Origin of the sequence: Nocardia sp. NPDC050710 (genome assembly GCF_040654375.1) — a bacterium.
Lineage (GTDB): Bacteria > Actinomycetota > Actinomycetes > Mycobacteriales > Mycobacteriaceae > Nocardia.
In genome coordinates, this window is the sequence record NZ_JBFAHV010000026.1 from 20,752 (window position 1) to 40,555 (window position 19,804).

The window sequence follows — 19,804 nt, forward strand, 5'->3', positions numbered from 1 at the left end:
TACAGTTGCGAGGATTTGGACGAACCTACTCACAAGTAACTTCGTTCAACCGTCGTTCGGTGGCTTATTGCCAGCACGAGAAGGAAGTCTGACAAGTGGAGACAACGCAGGGCGTAGGCGATTCGTCGCCGCGCGGAGCGCGTGTCGGAGTCGTTCGCGAGTCTAACGCGGGCGAACGGCGTGTCGCATTGGTGCCCAAGATCATCCCGGCGCTGCTGAAGCAGGGCGTCGAGGTGGTCGTGGAAACCGGCGCCGGACTGGGTGCGCTCATCCCCGACGAGGCCTACATCGAAGCCGGTGCGACCATCGGTGATCCGTGGTCGGCCGAGGTGGTCGTGAAGGTCGCCCCGCCCAGCGATGCCGAGGTGGCGAAGCTGACGGCCGGGCAGACGCTGATCGGATTCCTCGCGCCGCGCAATGCCGAGAATCAGATCGGCGCGCTGAAGACCGCGGGCGTGCATGCCTTCGCGGTCGAGGCCATCCCGCGCATTTCGCGTGCGCAGGTCATGGACGCGCTGTCCTCGCAGGCCAATGTGGCCGGTTACAAGGCCGTGCTGCTGGCCGCGTCGGAATCGACGCGGTTCTTCCCGATGCTGACGACCGCCGCGGGCACGGTGAAGCCCGCGACCGTACTGGTGCTCGGCGTGGGTGTCGCGGGTTTGCAGGCTTTGGCCACGGCCAAGCGCCTGGGTGGTCGGACCACCGGATACGACGTCCGTCCCGAGGTCGCCGATCAGGTGCGTTCGGTCGGTGCGCAGTGGCTGGACCTCGGCATCGATGCCGCCGGTGAGGGCGGCTACGCCCGCGAACTCACCGAGGACGAGAAGACGCAGCAGCAGAAGGCCCTCGAAGACGCGATCAAGGGTTTCGACGTGGTGATCACGACCGCGCTGGTCCCCGGCCGTCCGGCGCCTCGGCTGGTGACCGCCGCCGCGGTGCAGGGGATGAAGCCGGGCAGCGTGATCATCGATCTGGCCGGGGAGACCGGCGGTAACTGCGAGCTGACCGAACCGGGCGAGACCGTGGTCAAGCATGAGGTCACCATCGCCTCGCCGCTGAACCTGCCCGCCACCATGCCCGAGCACGCGAGCGAGCTGTACTCGAAGAATATTGCGGCACTGCTGGAGCTGATGCTGGTCGACGGCAAACTCGCCCCCGACTTCAGCGATCAGGTGCTCGCCGATTCCTGTGTCACACGTGAGCGAGGCTTGCCGAGCGAACAGACGAGCGAAAGCGTGGATGCCTGATGTATACCGAACTGCTGGCGAATATCGCGATCCTGGTGCTCTCCGGGTTCGTCGGCTTCGCCGTCATCTCCAAGGTTCCCAACACGCTGCACACCCCGCTGATGTCGGGCACCAACGCCATCCACGGCATCGTCGTGCTCGGCGCGCTGGTCACCCTCGGCAAGATGGAGGACCCGTCGATCGGGATCCAGATCATCCTGTTCGTGGCCGTGGTCTTCGGAACACTGAACGTCATCGGTGGTTTCGTGGTGACCGACCGCATGCTGGGCATGTTCAAGGGCAAGAAGCCCGCAGCGGCTGAGAAGGCGGGTCAGTAGGTCATGGACAACCTCGTCAATATCCTCTACATCGTCGCCTTCTCGCTGTTCATCTACGGCCTGATGGGCCTGACCGGCCCGAAGACGGCGGTGCGCGGTAACTGGATCGCCGCCGTCGGTATGGGTATCGCCGTGGTGGCGACCCTGATCGCGGTGCGTGACACCGGTAACTGGATCCTGATCGTGGCCGGACTCGTGCTCGGTGTCGTGCTGGGTGTGCCGCCCGCGAAGTACACCAAGATGACGGCCATGCCGCAGCTGGTGGCCGCGTTCAACGGTGTCGGCGGTGGCACGGTCGCATTGATCGCGTGGGCCGAATTCCTCGACACCACCGGCTTTTCCGACTTCAAACACGGTGAAGAGCCGACCGTGCACATCATCGTCGGCTCGCTGTTCGCCGCGATCATCGGTTCGGTGTCGTTCTGGGGTTCGCTGATCGCCTTCGGCAAGTTGCAGGAGATCCTGCCCGGTAAGCCGATCGGCGTCGGCAAGTTGCAGCAGCCGCTGAACCTGCTGCTGCTGATCGTTTCCGTGGCGGCCGCGGTGGTCATCGGTATCGGTGCCTCCGATGGTGGCGCGCCGTGGTGGTGGATGGTGCTGCTACTGCTCGCCGCGGGTGTGCTCGGCCTGATGGTCGTGTTGCCGATCGGTGGCGCGGATATGCCTGTGGTGATCTCACTGCTGAATGCCTTGACCGGTCTGTCCGCCGCCGCGGCTGGTTTGGCGCTGAACAACACCGCCATGATCGTGGCGGGCATGATCGTCGGCGCGTCCGGCACCATCCTGACCAACCTGATGGCCAAGGCCATGAACCGGTCCATCCCCGCCATCGTGGCCGGTGGATTCGGTGGCGGCGGTACGGCTCCCGGTGCCGGTGGTGGTGAGCAGAAGCAGGCCAAGGCCACCTCCGCCGCCGATGCCGCGATCCAGATGGCCTACGCCAACCAGGTCATCGTGGTCCCCGGCTACGGCATGGCCGTGGCGCAGGCCCAGCACGCGGTCAAGGAAATGGCGGAGCTGCTGGAGAAGAAGGGTGTGGAGGTCAAATACGCCATCCACCCGGTCGCCGGTCGTATGCCCGGGCACATGAACGTCCTTTTGGCCGAGGCCGAGGTGTCTTATGACGCGATGAAGGAAATGGACGACATCAACGGCGAGTTCGGCCGCACCGATGTCGCCCTGGTCATCGGCGCCAACGACGTCACCAACCCTGCCGCGCGCGAGGACGCCTCCAGCCCGATCTACGGCATGCCGGTGCTCAATGTCGACCAGGCCAAGAGCGTCATCGTGCTCAAGCGGTCGATGAACTCCGGCTTCGCCGGTATCGACAACCCGCTGTTCTACGCCGACACCACCTCGATGCTGTTCGGCGACGCCAAGAAGTCCGTCGGTGCGGTCACCGAGGAATTGAAGGCACTGTAAGACACCGCATTTCACCGAAACGGCCCCCGTTCACCAACGGGGGCCGTTTCGCTGTTTCGGTCACCACGGGGTTTGCGCAGCTGATCGACTAAGGGCGGTCGAACTCGCCGTCGGTGATGCCTGCGGTGAAGGCGTCCCATTCGGCGGGGGTGAAGATCAGTGCGGGGCCGGTGGGTTCTTCGAGTCGCGGACACCGACGTGGCCGCCGTCGAGGAATGCGACTTCGACGCATTCGTTCCCGCCTGAGCTGCGGCTGCTTTTGAACCACTGGGCGCCCGTCAGGTGGATGTCATATGTGCCGCTCACACGAACTCCCTTGGCACGCAATAGGTTGAATCACCGACGATACGGCCGTCACCACGACGCGACAATGGCTTGCTTCAACACGCGATCGGAGCAGGGCCGTCTCTCGACTGTGGTCAGGGGCGGTTGAATTCGCCGTCGGCGACGCCTGCGGTGAAGGCGTCCCATTCGCCGGGGGTGAAGATCAGCGCGGGGCCGGTGGGGTTCTTCGAGTCGCGGACACCGACGTTGCCGTTGTTGAGCCAGGCGACCTCGACGCACTCCTGGCCTGCCTGGCTGCGGCGGCTCTTGAACCACTCAGCGCCAGCAAGGTTCATGTCCACTTTGATACTCCTTCGCTACTTTTCTCAGCAGTGCTCTGCTGTCTGCAGCATCCAGCGAAGCCTGGTGCAGAGTTGCCGACAGTTCACGATAGCGGTCGACATCGTACGGTTTCTCCAGGTAGATGTTCGCCGTGAGCACGTTCTCGACGAAGATCACGGGAGGCTCCACTGGTCGCCTTTTGGTATCGAACCCGAAATCGAGGATGACGAATCCTCCCGGCAATACACCCATCGGCAAGCCCGCCGCGAACGGCAGGATCCGCAATTCGATATTCGGCCACGTGCTGGCATCGGCCAAGTGCCGCAACTGATTGGCCATGACCCTGTGGTTGCCTACAACGCGATGCAGCGCGGATTGATGTACAACCACATCGAGCTTTACCGGCTCGGCCTTCCGCTTGACGATGATCTGCCGCTTCATCCGCAGTTCGACTCGGCGATCGATGTCGCTATCCGATTCCTTCACATAGTAGTGTCGGATCATCGTTCGGGCGTAATCCGCGGTCTGTAGCAAACCGGGCATCAATTCTTGATACGAAACCAGATGCTGCGCAGCGGCTTCCAGTCCGACGTAGTTGTCGAAGTTGTTCGGCAGGAACTCGTTGTACTCGGCGTGCCAGCTCTTGACCGCAGCCTGCTCGGCAAGGTGCTTCGCTGCCGCCATCTCTTCGGCGGACCGCTCGTATATCTCACACAGGTACAGCACTATCCGGACACGAACCTTGTCGGCTTGGCCTTTCTCCAGCCGGTGCAGTGTCGACGTACCTATTTCTGCGAGCCTGGCCGCCTGGGCCAGTGTCATGCCCATTTCCTCACGGTACTCACGCAGTTGTCGACCCAGCTGACGCCGGGGGAGTGTGCTGTCTTCGTCGGCCATCTCTAGTTACCCCTCGTAGGCGGAACGGCGGACAGCGGGGAGCGGAATCAGTTTGTCACGGGTAGCGGAAACGTACCTGGCGAAACGGAAAATCTCGCACGGGATTCCGTGTGCGCGTTGTACCAAGTCAGAGGTGGTGATGTTGTTGTGGCTGCGCGGTATCCGGGGTGGCGGGGAGCAACCCGCACCGCTCGTGACCGTCTCCGAGCGACGCCACGGCCACGGGCTGTGGGGCCGAATCGCCGGATACCGCGCATCTGAACATCGTCCATTACCAGGGGTCCGCGATGAATGCACCGAGCCGAGTCGATAAATCCATACAGCACACCGGGTTCTACCGCGACGTTGCCGGACTGGATGCGTTCGTGCGTGATAGAACCGGCGAGATCGTGCTGCGGGCCGGGGCGGTAGGTGCGGTCGAAATGCCGTCGGAGTTGGGCAGGCGGGTGCTGGCGCGGCTTGCTCATCCCGGACCGGTGGTCGTCGCGGTCGACGAGAGAGCCCAGGAGTGGTGGACGATGCTCACCGCGCCGGTGCACCACAACCTGTGTGACTGCGCCACTTTCGCGATGCTCGCGGCCACGCGGGCGCGCCTCGTCCCGTACGGCCACGAGATCCGGCTACCGGCTCCGCGCGATACGACGCGCCGCTGGCTCGACGGTAACCCGGCCGATGCCTACCGGCCCGCTCCCGAGGATGTCGTCGAGGCGATACGCGTGTGCAGGCTGTGGTGAGCACCGATGCCCGCGGGGGGCTCGCCGCGCCCGGACGAACCGGACCTGCACCTCCGATTCACCACGGGCGATATCGTTTTCGACTTTCGTGGATGTCGCACCGCGGTCGCGAACTTCCTCGACAAATGGGCCGACAGCCACCACCCCGATCTCAGTGCCGCCGAAGTCCTCGACGGCCTTATCCCGACCCGACGCATGCCCTGCGAGGAACTATGGTTACACCCTTGACCGCGGCAGACCTTGCCGCCCGCTACCGCTGCGACCACGGCCTCGACGTCTACGTCGACGCCCACGGGCACATCATCTTGCGGGCCGGAGCGGTCGACGGCATCCAAATGCCGCAGCCGCTCGCCGAATTCGTGCACACCGAACTCCGCTCCCGCGGTTCGCCGACACCGGTCATTGTGAATACCGCGACCCGCAACCGGACCTTCCTGTCCCACGGCGCCGACACCCTGGATGAACGACCGGTGCGCATATTCGCCGCGCTGTCCGCCTATCAGGCCATCCGCACCGTCGCCGGAGCGCTGATCATGCTGCCCGGTCCGCACGACCCGCGGCGCGAATGGCTCGAGGAACCCCGCGCCGAACTGCGCCCCTCATTCGACGACCTGGTGCGTATCACCCTGTCCGCCGCCGAACTGCTGCCGCGCGCGAAGTAGCCGACGATGCCGGGCATCCGTCGCGCGCGGCTGACGACCCGCGATCAGTCGGCCGGGACGATCGGGGTGCCGCGTCCTGAGCCGGCGGCGGGTGGAACCAGCGCTCCCGCAGGAGGATTGGCGCCAGGTGCGGCGGGCCTCGGTTGCGGGAGCATGCTGGGCGGAAACGCCGGTGGCAGGGTCGGCGGGCGCGGGGCGGGGCGAGTCGTCTCCACCGGTGCCGCGCAGGATGGTTCGGATCCGGCCGCCGGTGTACCGCAGCCCGGTTCGGGGGCGGCGGGCACGATCGGCGCGGCCTGCGCGAGCGGGTAGATCGCCAGGACCGAGACCAGCGCGCCGGTCGCCGCCAGCCAGTTCACGCGCCTCACAGCCACACCGGATCGCCGTAGACGGATACCGAATTGTCCGCGGTGGCGGTCGAAATCGACACGATCGCGAAGGAACGCAGGCTGACCGAGCCGAGGCAGCCGTCGACCTTGATCTGCACCTGGTCGGTGGTGATCGAACCGTGCGCGCCCGCCAATGTTTTCGTCCCGAACGGAAGGTTGACGATGGTGCCGGGCTTGGCGGTCATCGAGACGCTCGGAATGGCCTGCGCGCCGAGGCCGACATTGACCCCGCCCGCCGAAATTCCGATACTCGGCCCCGTCGCGACCGCGAGACCCATGGTGAGTCCGCTGGAAACGTCCACCTGGCAACCGAGTTGGTAGCCCAGCTGGACCGAACCCGAATCCACCGCTACCCGGCCGCTGCCGGTGATATCGGCGACGGCCGACAGGCTCACGAATGCCTCGCGGCTGAGCGGCGAATTCGCCAGATTGGGTTGACGGTCCACATTCTCGGCGGTCTTGGTGATCCGCAATTCCCACCCATCCTCGGTGGTGACCGTCCGGGATTTGTCCGCCGTCTGCTCGGCTACCGCCGTCGCACCGTTGAAACCCAGTGCCCCCGCACCACCGAGCCCCAGCACCGCCGATAGGCATAGCAGTGCCTTGATAGAGCCCTTCATCGAACTTCCTCATCCTTAAAAGACATTCCGAGACAGAAGACTACGGCCGCACCGCACCGGACGTTATCCGGCGTTCGCCCGATGCGGTGTGTGGGAATCGTCACCGCTTCTGGCTTCGGTAGTCGAATCGACTCTCACCCGTCGAGCTGACTCGGGTATCGGAACTCGGGTCAGAGCTCGTGCCGCTGCCGCGCCTCGACCGCATCCTTGGCTTCCTTCAGTCCCGCTGCCGGGTGGAAGTCCCGATATCGCTTGATGGCTTGGATCTTCTTGCCATGCCGCAACAGTTCATCGATCTCCGCCATCCCGGTTCCCGCCTCGGGCTCCACGATGCCGAAGTGTTCGATGATCAGATCCAGCTTCCGCTCGATGCGATCCATCTTGGCCTCGAGTCTGCCGTTATCGAACATCCCCCGACCCTACCTATCGCGTAGCAGTTCAACCGAGCGTGCGGAACCGGTGTACCACCTCAGATTTCGGCGCGCAACGCTATGCCGAGGACTTGCCGGGTGGTGCGACGACCCCCGCGAACCAGCTGCACAGGAGTACCGCGATCAAGGGGGCGGCCAGGGCGGTGGTGAGGGGAACCAGGGCGGTGAGCCAGCCGATGAGAGCGGGTCCGGCGAGCAGGCCGAGATAGCCGATGCTGAAAACCCGGGACATATCGGTCGCGGCCGTGGCGGAGCCGAGATTGCCCGCGGCGGTGAATATTTGCGGAATACTGCCGGACAGGCCGAGGCCGACCAGCGCCCAGCCGAGCAGGGTCAGCGGGGTCCAGGCCGACAGGATGACAAGGCCGAGGCCGGTCGCGCAGATCAGGGTGCCATAGCGGACGACGGCCACGCGGCCGAATGCCCCGGCGATCCGGTCGGTGGCGAATCGGCCCGCGGTCATGGTGAAAGAGAATGCGCCGAAGGCGAGAGCGGCGGTCGCCTCGTCCGCACCGAGGTGGTCGCGCACTTGCAGGGCGCTCCAATCCGCGGCCGCACCCTCGGTCATCAGGATGATGAACGCGATGACCGCCAACCCCAGCACCTTTCGGTTTCGGCCGGATATGCCGCGCGCGACGGTCGCCGACGACGGAGTGCCGGGGCCGGCCGAACGCATCGACCCGGCATCGGCAGCCGCGTCGGAGTCGGTGTGCGCGTCGGCGACCGGCGAATGCGATTCGGATCTGGTGTCGCGCAGCAGGAACGGTAGCGCCGCGACCGTGAGGGCGAGTGACGCGGCGGCGCCGAGGGTCAGGGTCAGGCGGATATCCATGCCCGCGCGCTGGGCCGCCGCGCCGAGCACCGAACCGAGCAGTCCGCCGCCGGAGAACAGTGCGTGGAAGGCGGACATGATCGGGCGGCCGTAGGCCCGTTCGACATGCACGGCCTGGGTATTCATCGAGACATCCAGGGCGCCGTTGCCGAATCCGAAGCAGGCCAGGGCGATGGCGAGGGCGACCGGGCCGGTCGCGAGACCGGGGCCGATCACGGTCACCGAGGCGAGGATCGCCGCCGCACCGACCAGCGTGCGGCTACCGAAGCGGTCGGCCAGCGGGCCGGCGATCCGCATGCCGACGAGCGCGGCCCCGGTCAACATCAGGATGAAGGTGCCGAGGGTGGATTTCGCGATATCGGTGCGATCGGTGACGACCGGGATGTGCACCACCCACAGGGCCACCAGAAATCCGTTCAGCGTGAACACCGCGAAGACCGCGGCGCGGGCCAGGCGCAGCGCGTGGTCGACGGTCGTGGTCGGCATCCGTTCGACGGTACCGATCATTATTCGCGGGCGCAGACGCCTCCCGCGGATCCGGTCCGGGACATCGTCGGCCCGGCGGGTTCCGGTTGCGTGGAGTTCGTCGTTGAAATCCACGTCCGCGGGAGGTTATCGGTTCGGGTCTCAGTGCACCGGCGCCTCCTGAGCGGCCCACACCCCGGTGGCGGCGGTTTCCCGGGCGTAGTCGCGGAAATCCCTCGGCGCCCGGCCGAGTGCGCGCCGCACCCCGTCGGCGGTCGCCGAATTGCGGCCATCCAGGATGGTGCCGAACAGGTAGTCCAGCAGGCTGATCACATCGGTGGGCAGCTGGTATTCGGTGAGGCCCGCGACGAAGTCGGTGCGCGAGATCGGGATGAACGCGATCTCGCGTCCGGTGGCCGCGGCGATCTCGGCGGTCGCTTCGGCGAAGGTCAGGGCGCGCGGGCCGGTCAGCTCGTAGATCTGCCCGCGATGTCCTTCCTCGGTGAGCGCCGCCACCGCGACGTCGGCGATATCGTCGGCGTGCACGAAGGGTTCCGGCACATCGCCGTTCGGCAGGGCGACCTCGCCGGCGAGGATGTAGTCGACGAAGGCGCCCTCGCTGAAGTTCTGGGCGAAGAAGCTACAGCGCACCACGGTCCAGTCCAGACCGGATTCCCGCACGATCTGCTCGCACTCCACGGCCTCGGGTTCGCCGCGCCCGGACAGCAGCACCAGTTTGCGCACGCCGTTCGTCTTCGCGGCGGCGACGAAGGCGCGGATGACATCGGGTGCGCCCGGCACCGCGAGATCCGGCTGGAAGGCGAGGTAGACCTGTTCGATGCCCTCCAATGCCGCCGACCAGGTATTCCGGTTCGTCCAGTCGAAGGGGTAGTCGGCGGTGCGGGAGCCGAGCCGGACCGGATGCCCGGCCTGCCGCAGCCGGGTGACCACGCGGCTGCCGGTCTTGCCGGTGGCGCCGGTGACGAGGATGCGGGGGCGGTGGGTGTCGTTGACTGTCATATCTCTATTTCATCGGCGTTTGCCGAGACGGAACATGGTTCAGCCGCTCGCGATCATGCGTCAGCGTCTACCCTGAGTGGTGTGGATGCGCTCGCCAGTCTGCTCGAAGGTCCACGCGCCCGAGGTGCGTTCCTGATGTGCTCGCTGCTCGACCCGCCGTGGTCGCTGCGAATCCAGGACGAGGCCCCGCTGACGGTGTTGTCGATGATCCGCGGGACCGCCTGGATCCTGCCGGATGCCGGGCCGAAGCAGCACGGGGCAGCGGCGCCGCGCCAGCTCAACGCGGGCGATGTCGCGATTTTCCGTGGGCCGCAACCGTATACGGTGGCCGACTCGCCGGCTACGGAGCCGCAGATCATCATTCACCCCGGCCAGGTGACGAAGACGCCGGACGGTGAAATTCTCTGCGAGACATTGAGTCTCGGCGTGCGTCAGTGGGGGACCGACCCCGAGGGCGCCACCATGATGGTGACCGGAACCTACGAATCGGCGGGCGCCGCCAGTCAGCGGCTGTTGCGGGCGCTGCCGCCGATCATCGTGCTGCCGCACGGCGATTTCGACAGCCGCCTACTCGACCTGCTCGCCGACGAGGCCACCAAGGATGAACCCGCGCAGGGCGCGGTGCTCGACCGCCTGCTCGACCTGGTGCTGATCGCCGCGCTGCGCGCCTGGTTCGCCCGCGAAGACGCCCCGGCTTGGTACCACGCCTACAGCGATCCGCTGGTCGGCAAGGCACTGCGGCTGCTGCAACACAATCCGGCGCACGGGTGGACCGTCGCGAGTCTGGCCGACGCGGTCGGAGTGTCGCGCGCCGCGCTGGCCCGCCGCTTCACCGATCTGGTCGGCGAACCGCCGATGGCCTTCCTCACCGAATGGCGGCTGGCGCTCGCCGCCGATCTATTGCAGGAATCCGATGCCACCATCGAGGCCATCGCCCGCCAGGTCGGATACGGCAGCGCCTTCGCGTTGAGTGCGGCCTTCAAGCGGCACTTCGGCGTGAGCCCGCGCGACCATCGTCAAGGCGCGACCCCGGCCGAGCACTCGGGGGCGGCAGCCGGCTGAGCCGGTGAGTGGGTGCGATAACGTCGGCCGGGTGACGCAGCAGTATCCAGTGCTCTGGCCGGTGCCGACCCGGTGGGCAGATAACGACCACTACGGCCACGTGAACAACGTGACGTACTACTCGTACTTCGACACCGCGGTCAACGCGTGGTTGATGGACGCCACCGGCACCGATATCCGGAATCTGCCCGCGCTCGGCGTGGTCGCTCAGACCTCGTGTCAGTACCTCGGTTCGATCAGCTTCCCGGACCGGGTGCAGGTCGGCCTGCGCGTCTCGCGGCTCGGCCGCTCCAGCATCACCTACGATCTGGCGATCTTCCGGGAGGCCGACGGCGTCCTCGAACTCGCCGCCACCGGTGTCTTCGTGCACGTCTACGTGGATTCCGAGACCCGCAAGCCGGTCGAGATTCCCGAGGTCATCCGGACCGCGGCGACCGCGCTCGTCACCGACTGACGGGCGGACCGCGGGTCCGGCGTTGCCGTCGAATCAGCGCAGCGGCACCATATCAGCCGCCGAGGGCGGCTTGGAAGCGCCGCATCCCGTCGAGCCAGCGGTCGTAGTCGGAACCCTTGTGGCGGTACATCTTCAGGACTTCGGGGTGGGGCAGGATCAGGAATTGCTCGGTGCCGATGCCGTCGACGATGGTGTCGGCGACCTGTTCGGGGGTGATGACGGCGCCCGCGGTGGTCACGGCCTTGACGGCGAGCTCGGCGGCGGCGGGGTCATCGGGGATGAGTTCGCCGTGCAGCAGGCGGGTGTCCACACCCATCGGGCAGACGCAGCTGACGCGAATACCCTTGTCGCCGTAGGTGACCGAAAGCCATTCCGCGAATCCAACGGCCGCGTGTTTGGTGACCGAGTACGGGGCGGAACCGATTTGGGTGAGCAGACCCGCGGCGGAGGCAGTGGAGACGAAGTATCCGGCGCCGCGTTCCAGCCAGCCGGGCATCAGCAGGCGGGCGGCGCGAACATGGGCGAGAACATTGACTTCCAGTGCGGCGGACCACTGTTCATCGGTGCTGTCCAGGCCGGGACCGCCGCCGATGCCCGCGTTGGCGAAGTACAGGTCCACCGGACCGAATTCGGCTTCGGCACGGTCGATCAGGGTCTGGATCACCTTCTCGTCGGCGACATCGCCGCTCGCGGCGACCGCATTCGACCCGATGGACGCGGCGACCGCGGCCGCGGATTCGGCGTCCAGATCGGCGACCACCACCCGGCCCCCGCCCGCGGCGAGCCGACGCGCCAGCGCCGCACCGATCCCCGCGCCCGCCCCCGTGACGATCGCGACCTTGCCCGAAATCTCCATAGGTCGCACCCTAGCGGGCAGCGCGGGACGGGCACCTCCTGACGGCACCCTGCCATCCTGGAACCTCGATCGCACTCGAGGTCAAGGGTATTCGCCGTACCGTCCCGGCTCCGGTGGATCAGCCGGGCCCGGCGAGCCGGTCCAGCAGCGGCGCGGTGCGTGGACCGACCAGCGAGCGCATCACCAGCGCCATATTGGTGCGTTCCACCCCGGGAATCTTCAGGATCTGGCCGGCGATCCGATAGAGATCGTCGGCATCCTGCGCGACCACCCGCACCGTCAGATCGGTCGGCCCGGTCATACCGCATACCTCGGTCACCTCCGGCACCTCGGCGAGTTCGTCGACCACCGAGTCCAGCCGATGCTGGTCGACCACCACCGCGACGAAGGCCGCCAGCGGGTACCCGAGTGCCCGCGGTTCGACCCGCCGCTCGAAACTGCCGAGTACGCCGCCCGCCTCCCAGCGGGAGAGCCGGGCTTGCACGGTATTGCGGGACAGCCCCAGCCTGGTGGCGAGTTCCACGCCGGTCGCGCGCGGGTTGGCGACCAGTTCGAGCAACAATCGCGCATCGGTGGCGTCCAAGGTCGCGTCGACCGGTTCCCTGCTGGTCATAGTACGCAGTATGACACTCGTACGGCGTTCCGATTTGAGCATTCTGCTCATTCGCTTGTCGGTCGCTTGCGCACATCGCCTTCTCGTGGATGCTGTGAAGTAGAGCACAGCGCCTACGCGGAGGAGGCGGTCGACGATGTCGGAGAAATCCGCATACCCGATCCAATTGGTCCAGCCCGACGGCCGCCGTGTCTTCGATCGCGAACATGCCGCATCGGTGGCCGATATAGGCCCGGAACAGCTGCGCGCGCTGTACGAGGACCTGGTGGTGACCCGCCGCATCGATACCGAGGCAACCGCGCTGCAACGACAGGGCCAGCTCGGCCTGTGGCCCCCGCTCCTCGGCCAGGAAGCGGCCCAGGTCGGCTCGGCTCGTGCCCTCCGGCCCGACGACTATGTGTTCTGTAGCTATCGCGAGGCGGCGGTCGCCTACTGTCGCGGCGTCGACCCCGGGAGCCTCACCCGCCTGTGGCGCGGCACCGCGCACCACTGCTGGGATCCCGCCGCCATCAATATGACCAACCCGAACATCGTGGTCGGCTCCCAGGGCCTGCATGCCACCGGTTACGCCTACGCCGCCCACCTGGACGGCGCTGAGATCGCGGTCATCGCCTACTTCGGCGACGGTGCGTCCAGCCAGGGCGATATCGCCGAGGCCATGGGTTTCGCCGCCAGCTGGAGTGCGCCGGTGGTCTTCTTCTGCCAGAACAACCAGTGGGCGATCAGCGCCCCGGTCCGGGTGCAGAGCGAGACTCCGATCGTGCGCCGCGCCTACGGCTACGGAATCCCCGGCGTCCAGGTCGACGGCAACGATGTGCTGGCCGTGCTCGCGGTGACGCGGCAGGCCGTCCAGCGTGCGCGCACCGGCGGCGGACCGTCCTTCATCGAGGCGCTGACCTATCGGATGGGCCCGCACACCACGGCCGACGACCCCACTCGCTATCGCTCCGCCGCCGAGACCGAGCAGTGGCAGCGTCGCGATCCGATCGACCGGATGCGCAGGCTACTCGAGCGCGAGGCGCTGTGGGACGAGGCATTCGAACGCCGGGTCGCCGCCCGCGCCGACGAGGTCGCCGATCAGGTGCGCACCGCCACCATCGACATGCCCGATCCGGCGCCGATGCAGCTGTTCGATCACGTCTACACCACCCCGCATCCGCTCATCACCGAGGAGCGGCGGGCCTACGCGGAGTACCTCACCGGCGATCCCGGTCCATCCTCCGCGCCATCGGAAGGAGTCCGCTCATGATCACCACCTTCGCCGCCGCGATCAATACCGGGCTGCGCCGGGCGCTGGAGGACGATCCCAAGGTGTTGCTGATGGGCGAGGATATCGGCAGGCTCGGCGGAGTCTTCCGGGTCACCGACACGCTGCAGAAGGATTTCGGGGACAACCGGGTGGTGGACACCCCGCTGGCCGAATCCGGCATTATCGGAACGGCTTTCGGTATGGCATTGCGCGGCTATCGACCCGTCTGTGAGATCCAGTTCGACGGCTTCGTCTACCCGGCCTTCGATCAGATCGTCTCGCAGGTGGCCAAGATCCACTATCGGACCGGGGGAAAGGTGACCGCCCCCATCACGATTCGCATCCCGTTCGGTGGTGGGATCGGTTCGGTGGAACACCATTCGGAGTCACCGGAGGCGTATTTCGCCCATACCGCCGGCTTGCGGGTGGTCACGCCGAGCAATCCGGCCGACGCGTATCACATGGTGCGCCAGGCGATCGCGCTCGACGACCCGGTGATCTTCTTCGAACCAAAGCGCCGCTACTGGGACAAGGCCGACGTCGACTTCGACGCCGCGCCGGAGTTGCCACTGGATCGGGCCCGGATCTGCGTCACCGGTTCTGATGTCACCATCGCGGCCTACGGCGGCACCGTGGCCACCGCCATGACCGCCGCGAAAATAGCGGCCGAGGAAGGACATTCGCTGGAAGTCGTGGATCTGCGCAGCCTTTCGCCACTCGATGCCGACACCATCGAGGAGTCGGTGTCGAAGACCGGCAGGCTGGTGGTGGTGCACGAGGCGCCGGTCTTCGGCGGGCTCGGAGCCGAGATCGCGGCCAGAATCACCGAGCGTTGCTTCTACCACCTGGAGGCCCCGGTACTGCGCGTCGGTGGCTTCGACATCCCCTATCCCCCCGCTAAGCTCGAAAAGCACCACCTGCCCGACCCCGACCGCATCCTGGCCGCGGTGGACCGTTCGCTGGCCGCCTGACGCCTCGACCGCCAAGTGAGAGGTGCCCCCGTGCACGATGACGGCCACGTCCTGGAATTCCGGCTCCCGGATCTCGGGGAGGGACTCACGGACGCCGAATTGCTGTCCTGGTCGGTGGATGTCGGGGATACGGTCGAGCTGAATCAGACGATCGCGGAGGTGGAGACGGCGAAGGCGGTGGTGGCGCTGCCGTCTCCCTTCTCCGGACAGGTCGTCGAACTGCTGGCGCGACCGGGTGACACGGTTCCCGTCGGTGCGCCACTGATCCGGGTGCGCACCGGCCGGGCCGCACCGCCCGCGGCGGAAACCCCGGGTCCGGGCGAGAACGGACGCACCTCGGTACTGGTCGGGTACGGACCGGAGGACGAGGGCATATCTCGGCGCCGCAGGCCCACTCCGACGGCGGAACCCATTGCCGCCGCAGAGAATCCACCTCCGGTGCGGGCGGAACCGATGACCGCGCGCGCGGCCGCGACCCCCGCCGCGCGCAAGCTGGCCAAGGAACTCGGTATCGACCTCTGGTACGTGGCGGGCTCCGGTCCGGGGGGCGCGGTGACCGTTGAGGATGTGCGCGGCGCCGTACCGGTTTCGCAGCCGCGCACCCTGGCCACCCGCGCGGACGAAACCACGGCCCCCGTGCCGCCGACCGTCACCGACCAACACGCGGGCCTCATCCGCCCGGCCGCCCGCGAGGAGCGGACGCCGATCAGCGGCATCCGCAAGCGCACCGCCGCGGCCATGGTGGCCAGCGCTCGCACCATCCCACAGGCCAGCGCCTTCGTCGCCGTGGACTTCACCGCATCGATGGAACTGCTCGACCACCTGCGCTCCACGGCGTCCTTCGCCGGGCTCACCCTCACGCCGCTGTCGCTGGTCGCCAAGGCGGTGATCGCGGCGATCGCGGAATTCCCCGGCATCAACACGGCCTGGGACGAAGCGAACCAGGAGATCATCACCAGGCACTACGTCAACCTCGGCATCGCGGTGGCGACCGAGCGCGGGCTGCTGGTGCCCAATCTCAAGGAGGCCCAGTCGCTCAGCCTGCGCGACCTGTGCCGGGAGATCGGCTGGCTGGCCGAAACCGCGCGGGCGGGCAGCGCCACCCCGGTCGACCTGCGGGGCGGCACCTTCACCATCACCAATGTCGGCGTATTCGGGGTCGACACCGGAGTGCCGCTGGTCAATCCCGGCGAGGCCGCCATCCTATGCCTCGGCTCGATCCGCAAGCGGCCCTGGATATTCCGCGATGAGCTCGCGGTCCGCTGGGTCACCACGCTGGGGGTCAGCTTCGACCACCGGATGGTGGATGGTGAACTCGGCGCCCGCTTCCTCGCCGCGGTGGCGGGACTGCTGGAGGATCCGCTCACCTTGCTCAGTCGCAGCTGAGCGCACCACATCCCACGCCTCGGCACTCGGCGCGACCGTTTCCGGTGCGGTCTCCGGCGAATGAATTCCGGACGATCAGCCGCGGTGGGTGAGCACACCGCGCACGACCAGCCCCGCGACCAGTGCCCAGAACGCGGCGCCGATGCCCAGGAATCCGACGCCGGAGGCGGCGATCAGGAAGGTGACGACGCCCGCCTCGCGGTGCTGTTCGGACTTCAGCGCACCGGCCAGCGCCGCGGCGAGCGTGGCGAGCAGGGCAAGTCCCGCAACGGTTTCCAGCGTGCCCTTGGGTGCGGTCGCGATCAGGGTGACCAACGCGGCCGATCCGAGCGCGAGCAGCAGGTAGACGACACCCGCCGTGGCGGCCGCGATCCAACGGCGTCGGGGGTTCGGATGCGCCGCGGGAGCGGCGGACAGCGCGGCGCTGATCGCGGCCAGATTGATCGCGTGCCCGCCCGCGGGGGCGCCGAGGATGGTGCCGATTCCGGTGACGGTCATGGCAGCCCGCCACGGCACCCGGTAGTCGAACGATCGCATGACCGCCGTGCCCGGAATGTTCTGCGAGGCCATGGTGACGATATAGAGCGGGATCGCGACCCCGATCATCGCCTGCCAATTCCAGTGCGGCAGTGTCCATTCCACCGACGGCGCCATGGCCGTGAGATCCAGGCGCCGATGTTGGACCGCGATGGCGATGCCCGCCCCGGCGGCGGCGGTCACGAAGGCCGCGATCACCGCCCACCGCTTGGCGAATCGCTGGAGCACGAGCCAGACCACGATCACCGGGACCACCACCGCCGGACTGGTCCGCACCGCCTGCACCGGCGCCAGGCACAGCGGCGCCAGCACCCCGGCCAGCATGGCCTGCGCGATCTCCACCGGAATCGATGCCACGAGATTCCCGAGGCGTTGCCACAGCCCGGTGATCACGATCAGCACCCCGGTGATCGCGAACGCGCCGACAGCGGCGGGCCAACCGCCCGTTATCGCGCCGGTGCTCGCGAGCAGCGCGGCGCCCGGAGTCGACCAGGCCAGACTGATCGGCATCCGATATCGGTAACTGAGCAGGATCATCCCGATGGCCTGCGTGACGCACACTGCCAGCAGTCCCGACGCGGCCTGCGCCGAGGTCGCGCCCACCGCGGTCAGGCCGGTGAGTACCACCGCGAACGAACTGGTGAAACCCACCAGCGCGGTGACGACCCCGGCGCCGAGTGGCTGGGCGAGTCCGGCCTCGGGCGGTATCCGGGTGTCGGCCGCGGCGGGTGGTTCGGGCGCGGTGGATGGCGCGTCTTCGGCCGCGGATACTTTCGACATTGTCCGGATCTTGCCGCTGGTCAGACGGTGTGTCACCGGCCAGTCACGGGAAACTGGCCTGAATTTCCGCTGGTCGGACGGCCGCGGTTGACGCGGGTATCGAGACATCGGCGCGCGGTGGTGCGTAGGGTGGAGTGGTCGGTGCGCGAAGTGCGATTCTGGACGAGGAGTTTGGCTTGAGCGCGGTACTGATTTCACCTGATGAACTTCGGGAAACATTGACGGACAAGGGTATTCGCCTGCTGGATGTCAGGTGGGCGTTAGGTGATCCGGACGGCCCGCAGCACTATCTCGACGGTCACATTCCCGGCGCGGTCTTCGTCGACCTGGAAACCGAATTGGCCGCGCCGCCATCACCGGCCCGGGGCAGGCATCCATTGCCCGAACCCACACAGCTCGAGAAGTGCGCCCGCAGTTGGGGTATCAGGACCGGTGATCCCGTGGTCGTCTACGACGCGACCGGCGGCATGGCCGCGGCCCGGGCCTGGTGGCTGCTGCGCTGGGCGGGCATCGCCGACGTCCGGATCCTGGACGGCGGGTTGCCCGGATGGACCGCGGCGGGCGGCGAACTCGTCTCGGGCGCCGAGCCGGATCCGGAACCCGGTGATGTCGAACTGAATCCGGGCCAATTGCCGGTCGTCGACGCGAATGCCGTTGCCAAATGGCGGGGTCTGCTGCTCGACGCGCGCGCGGGCGAACGGTACCGCGGGGAAGTGGAGCCGATCGATCCGCAGGCCGGTCACATTCCGGGCGCGGTGAGCGCGCCCACCACCGAGAACCTGGACGCCTTCGGACGCTTCCGCGCGGCCGCCGAACTGCGCGAACGGTTCGCGGGCCTGGGTTCCGGCCCGGTCGCGGTGTACTGCGGTTCCGGTGTCACCGCGGCCCATCAGGTGGCGGCGCTGGCCGTCATCGGGGTGGAGGCGGCGTTGTACCCGGGTTCGTGGTCGCAGTGGTCGAATGACCCGAAGCGCCCGGTCGCCACCGGTGCCGACCGGTAGATCGTTCCCCGTCCCGTGTGTGTCGATACCGATGGCAGCTCACGGACAGGTGCGGGCGACGTCGTGCAGCGCGGCGTTATCCGCGGCGGTCACCGGCAGGTCGTACCGCACGGCGACGGTGAGGTATTTCGCCGCGTAGAAGCAGTGGTCGGCGCGCGCGGGCGGCAGCTATTCCGCCGGGGTGCTGTCACCCTTGGCCTGATTCGTCTCCGCGTCGGTGGCCAGCAGATTGGTCTCGACGTCATTGGCGAAGATCACGCGTCGCTCCAGCGACCAGGACGCGGCGCCCATATCCCAGGCGGCGGCCAGCGGATAGACGTGGTCGATCTGCACGTCACGCGCGTCGGCCTTGGCGAACGTGAGACGCCGTCCGGTGTAGGGATCGTCAAGGACCCCTGACGTCACCACGCACTCGCGGGTGCCCGCGCGGAAAGTCACCCCGGTGAGCTGGCGAGCCAGCACGTTATTGCGGGTGTCGCAGCCGTCATGCCCGTCCGGACCGTCGTAGTCGTCCGACCAGGCCCGGCCGAAGACGCAGCCCTGCCCCTCCTCGCAGCCGCGCTCGTAGCCGCCGGGGTACGGGCGCGCGGCGATGACCCGCACCGAGGCGAGCAACTGCTCCACCTGGGCCCGGGTGGTGCTCCCCGGCGCGGGCGTGCCCGTCGCGCCGAGTTCGGTGCAGCCGGTCGCGCCCGGCACGCCGACGAGAAACGCCAGCAACCCGCCGCGCAGCACAGGGCCGCTCGGCACAAACCGTCGAATGTCCGCGCGCACGGTGCTACTTGTACCCGTGTGTACCGACATTCGTGCGTACCCAGCTGTATCAAGCCCTCAGACCGGGAATCCGATCACAACCAGGCGCGGGCCAGCAGGTCATCCTCGGCGACTTTGTCGATCTGCGGCGGAAATTTGGTGGCCGCGATGGTTTCGGTGCGCGAGCCGTCGTGCCCGATCAACCACGAGCCGCCGCGCTCCTCGCACTCGGCGATCTTGGCGAAGGTGGTGAGCAGGAACGTCACCGCGTCGCGGGGATCCAGGGTGCGCGCCAGGCGCTGGGATTCGCCGGGTCTGGACAGGTCCAGCCAGACTCCCGACTGACCGTCCAGTCGCATTCCGACGATTTTGTCGGTATTGACGAAAGTGAATTTGCGCCGTTCCCATGGTGCGGTCGGCGTGAAGCTCTGCTCGAGTACCTGGAGCAGAATTGTCATGCTGCTGCCCTGCACTTTCCTTGGACGCCTAGGTTCGTGTGG

Annotated in this window: 23 protein-coding genes and 2 pseudogenes; 12 read left to right on the forward strand and 13 right to left on the reverse strand. The window is 67.3% G+C overall.

Annotation, left to right across the window (positions count from 1 at the left end; genetic code table 11):
• Positions 1–95 precede the first annotated feature (95 nt).
• Genes AB0H61_RS32275 through AB0H61_RS32285 form a run of 3 tightly spaced genes read left to right on the forward strand, consistent with a single transcriptional unit; the run spans position 96 to position 2,986 of the window.
• Positions 96–1,247, forward strand: coding sequence for a Re/Si-specific NAD(P)(+) transhydrogenase subunit alpha (locus AB0H61_RS32275; RefSeq protein WP_357311532.1), 1,152 nt, complete (start codon positions 96–98; stop codon positions 1,245–1,247).
• Entirely contained in the window at positions 1,247–1,564 is a 318-nt protein-coding gene (locus AB0H61_RS32280; RefSeq protein ID WP_357311533.1) for an NAD(P) transhydrogenase subunit alpha, read from the forward strand. Before AB0H61_RS32275 ends, AB0H61_RS32280 begins: the two co-directional genes overlap by 1 nt.
• 3 nt (positions 1,565–1,567) lie before the next feature.
• Positions 1,568–2,986: an NAD(P)(+) transhydrogenase (Re/Si-specific) subunit beta gene (locus tag AB0H61_RS32285; protein ID WP_357311534.1), complete on the forward strand. Its 1,419-nt coding sequence runs from the start codon at positions 1,568–1,570 to the stop codon at positions 2,984–2,986.
• Between the two features lie 88 nt (positions 2,987–3,074).
• Here the strand turns inward: AB0H61_RS32285 and AB0H61_RS32290 are convergent.
• From AB0H61_RS32290 to AB0H61_RS32300, 3 genes and pseudogenes are all read right to left on the reverse strand, one after another.
• A pseudogene (locus AB0H61_RS32290) lies at positions 3,075–3,274 on the reverse strand (DUF397 domain-containing protein).
• A 131-nt stretch (positions 3,275–3,405) separates the two neighbouring features.
• A complete protein-coding gene (locus AB0H61_RS32295; protein ID WP_357311535.1) occupies positions 3,406–3,612 on the reverse strand; it encodes a DUF397 domain-containing protein in 207 nt (68 codons plus the stop codon).
• Positions 3,587–4,489 carry a helix-turn-helix transcriptional regulator gene (locus AB0H61_RS32300; RefSeq protein WP_357311536.1) on the reverse strand — a complete coding sequence of 301 codons (903 nt, stop codon included), beginning with the start codon at positions 4,487–4,489 and terminating at the stop codon, positions 3,587–3,589. The genes AB0H61_RS32295 and AB0H61_RS32300 overlap by 26 nt, the downstream gene beginning before the upstream one ends.
• A 365-nt stretch (positions 4,490–4,854) precedes the next feature.
• On the opposite strand from AB0H61_RS32300, the gene AB0H61_RS32305 reads away from it, so the two are divergent.
• From AB0H61_RS32305 to AB0H61_RS32315, 3 genes are read left to right on the forward strand one after another with little or no spacing between them, the layout of a single operon-like run.
• A complete protein-coding gene (locus AB0H61_RS32305; RefSeq protein WP_357311537.1) occupies positions 4,855–5,223 on the forward strand; it encodes a hypothetical protein in 369 nt (122 codons plus the stop codon).
• Positions 5,224–5,229: 6 nt separating this feature from the next.
• Positions 5,230–5,451, forward strand: coding sequence for a hypothetical protein (locus tag AB0H61_RS32310; RefSeq protein WP_357311538.1), 222 nt, complete (start codon positions 5,230–5,232; stop codon positions 5,449–5,451).
• A complete protein-coding gene (locus AB0H61_RS32315; protein ID WP_357311539.1) occupies positions 5,448–5,885 on the forward strand; it encodes a hypothetical protein in 438 nt (145 codons plus the stop codon). The genes AB0H61_RS32310 and AB0H61_RS32315 overlap by 4 nt, the downstream gene beginning before the upstream one ends.
• 44 nt (positions 5,886–5,929) lie before the next feature.
• Here the strand turns inward: AB0H61_RS32315 and AB0H61_RS32320 are convergent, their stop codons facing one another.
• The 5 genes from AB0H61_RS32320 to AB0H61_RS32340 all read right to left on the reverse strand — a co-directional run bounded on the left by AB0H61_RS32320 (position 5,930) and on the right by AB0H61_RS32340 (position 9,642).
• Positions 5,930–6,253, reverse strand: coding sequence for a hypothetical protein (locus AB0H61_RS32320; protein ID WP_357311540.1), 324 nt, complete (start codon positions 6,251–6,253; stop codon positions 5,930–5,932).
• Positions 6,250–6,894: an MspA family porin gene (locus AB0H61_RS32325; protein WP_357311541.1), complete on the reverse strand. Its 645-nt coding sequence runs from the start codon at positions 6,892–6,894 to the stop codon at positions 6,250–6,252. Before AB0H61_RS32325 ends, AB0H61_RS32320 begins: the two co-directional genes overlap by 4 nt.
• Positions 6,895–7,064: 170 nt before the next feature.
• Positions 7,065–7,304, reverse strand: coding sequence for a hypothetical protein (locus AB0H61_RS32330; protein WP_357311542.1), 240 nt, complete (start codon positions 7,302–7,304; stop codon positions 7,065–7,067).
• A gap of 79 nt (positions 7,305–7,383) precedes the next feature.
• Positions 7,384–8,643: an MFS transporter gene (locus tag AB0H61_RS32335; RefSeq protein ID WP_357311543.1), complete on the reverse strand. Its 1,260-nt coding sequence runs from the start codon at positions 8,641–8,643 to the stop codon at positions 7,384–7,386.
• Between the two features lie 141 nt (positions 8,644–8,784).
• Positions 8,785–9,642 (reverse strand): NAD(P)H-binding protein, encoded by an 858-nt coding sequence (locus tag AB0H61_RS32340; RefSeq protein ID WP_357311544.1) that lies wholly within the window; start codon positions 9,640–9,642, stop codon positions 8,785–8,787.
• Between the two features lie 81 nt (positions 9,643–9,723).
• On the opposite strand from AB0H61_RS32340, the gene AB0H61_RS32345 reads away from it, so the two are divergent.
• Together AB0H61_RS32345 and AB0H61_RS32350 are read left to right on the forward strand one after the other, a co-directional pair.
• A complete protein-coding gene (locus AB0H61_RS32345; protein WP_357311545.1) occupies positions 9,724–10,704 on the forward strand; it encodes an AraC family transcriptional regulator in 981 nt (326 codons plus the stop codon).
• 31 nt (positions 10,705–10,735) lie between these two features.
• Positions 10,736–11,158: a thioesterase family protein gene (locus tag AB0H61_RS32350; protein WP_357311546.1), complete on the forward strand. Its 423-nt coding sequence runs from the start codon at positions 10,736–10,738 to the stop codon at positions 11,156–11,158.
• Between the two features lie 52 nt (positions 11,159–11,210).
• Here the strand turns inward: AB0H61_RS32350 and AB0H61_RS32355 are convergent, their stop codons facing one another.
• Both AB0H61_RS32355 and AB0H61_RS32360 read right to left on the reverse strand, forming a co-directional pair.
• Positions 11,211–12,014, reverse strand: a complete 804-nt coding sequence (locus AB0H61_RS32355; RefSeq protein ID WP_357311547.1) for an SDR family oxidoreductase — start codon at positions 12,012–12,014, stop codon at positions 11,211–11,213.
• A 118-nt stretch (positions 12,015–12,132) separates the two neighbouring features.
• A complete protein-coding gene (locus tag AB0H61_RS32360) occupies positions 12,133–12,627 on the reverse strand; it encodes an Lrp/AsnC family transcriptional regulator (protein ID WP_357311548.1) in 495 nt (164 codons plus the stop codon).
• Between the two features lie 136 nt (positions 12,628–12,763).
• Between AB0H61_RS32360 and pdhA the strand changes: the two genes are divergently transcribed.
• The 3 genes from pdhA to AB0H61_RS32375 are packed head-to-tail and all read left to right on the forward strand — an operon-like array spanning position 12,764 to position 16,233.
• A complete protein-coding gene (gene pdhA / locus AB0H61_RS32365) occupies positions 12,764–13,876 on the forward strand; it encodes a pyruvate dehydrogenase (acetyl-transferring) E1 component subunit alpha (RefSeq protein ID WP_357311549.1) in 1,113 nt (370 codons plus the stop codon).
• Positions 13,873–14,847 (forward strand): alpha-ketoacid dehydrogenase subunit beta, encoded by a 975-nt coding sequence (locus tag AB0H61_RS32370; protein ID WP_357311550.1) that lies wholly within the window; start codon positions 13,873–13,875, stop codon positions 14,845–14,847. The genes pdhA and AB0H61_RS32370 overlap by 4 nt, the downstream gene beginning before the upstream one ends.
• A gap of 30 nt (positions 14,848–14,877) precedes the next feature.
• The gene (locus AB0H61_RS32375; RefSeq protein WP_357311551.1) at positions 14,878–16,233 is read left to right on the forward strand and encodes a dihydrolipoamide acetyltransferase family protein; all 1,356 of its coding nucleotides are present in this window, start codon (positions 14,878–14,880) and stop codon (positions 16,231–16,233) included.
• 75 nt (positions 16,234–16,308) lie between these two features.
• On the opposite strand, the gene AB0H61_RS32380 is transcribed toward AB0H61_RS32375, so the two are convergent.
• Positions 16,309–17,550 carry a benzoate/H(+) symporter BenE family transporter gene (locus AB0H61_RS32380; RefSeq protein ID WP_357311552.1) on the reverse strand — a complete coding sequence of 414 codons (1,242 nt, stop codon included), beginning with the start codon at positions 17,548–17,550 and terminating at the stop codon, positions 16,309–16,311.
• A 188-nt stretch (positions 17,551–17,738) separates the two neighbouring features.
• Here AB0H61_RS32380 and AB0H61_RS32385 point away from each other — a divergent pair, with 188 nt between their 5' ends.
• The gene (locus AB0H61_RS32385) at positions 17,739–18,551 is read left to right on the forward strand and encodes a sulfurtransferase (protein ID WP_357311607.1); all 813 of its coding nucleotides are present in this window, start codon (positions 17,739–17,741) and stop codon (positions 18,549–18,551) included.
• Positions 18,552–18,590: 39 nt separating this feature from the next.
• Here AB0H61_RS32385 and AB0H61_RS32390 read toward each other — a convergent pair.
• Both AB0H61_RS32390 and AB0H61_RS32395 read right to left on the reverse strand, forming a co-directional pair.
• Positions 18,591–19,250: pseudogene (locus AB0H61_RS32390) on the reverse strand (HNH endonuclease family protein).
• Positions 19,251–19,399: 149 nt separating this feature from the next.
• Positions 19,400–19,762 carry a hypothetical protein gene (locus tag AB0H61_RS32395; RefSeq protein WP_357311553.1) on the reverse strand — a complete coding sequence of 121 codons (363 nt, stop codon included), beginning with the start codon at positions 19,760–19,762 and terminating at the stop codon, positions 19,400–19,402.
• Positions 19,763–19,804: the final 42 nt, after the last annotated feature.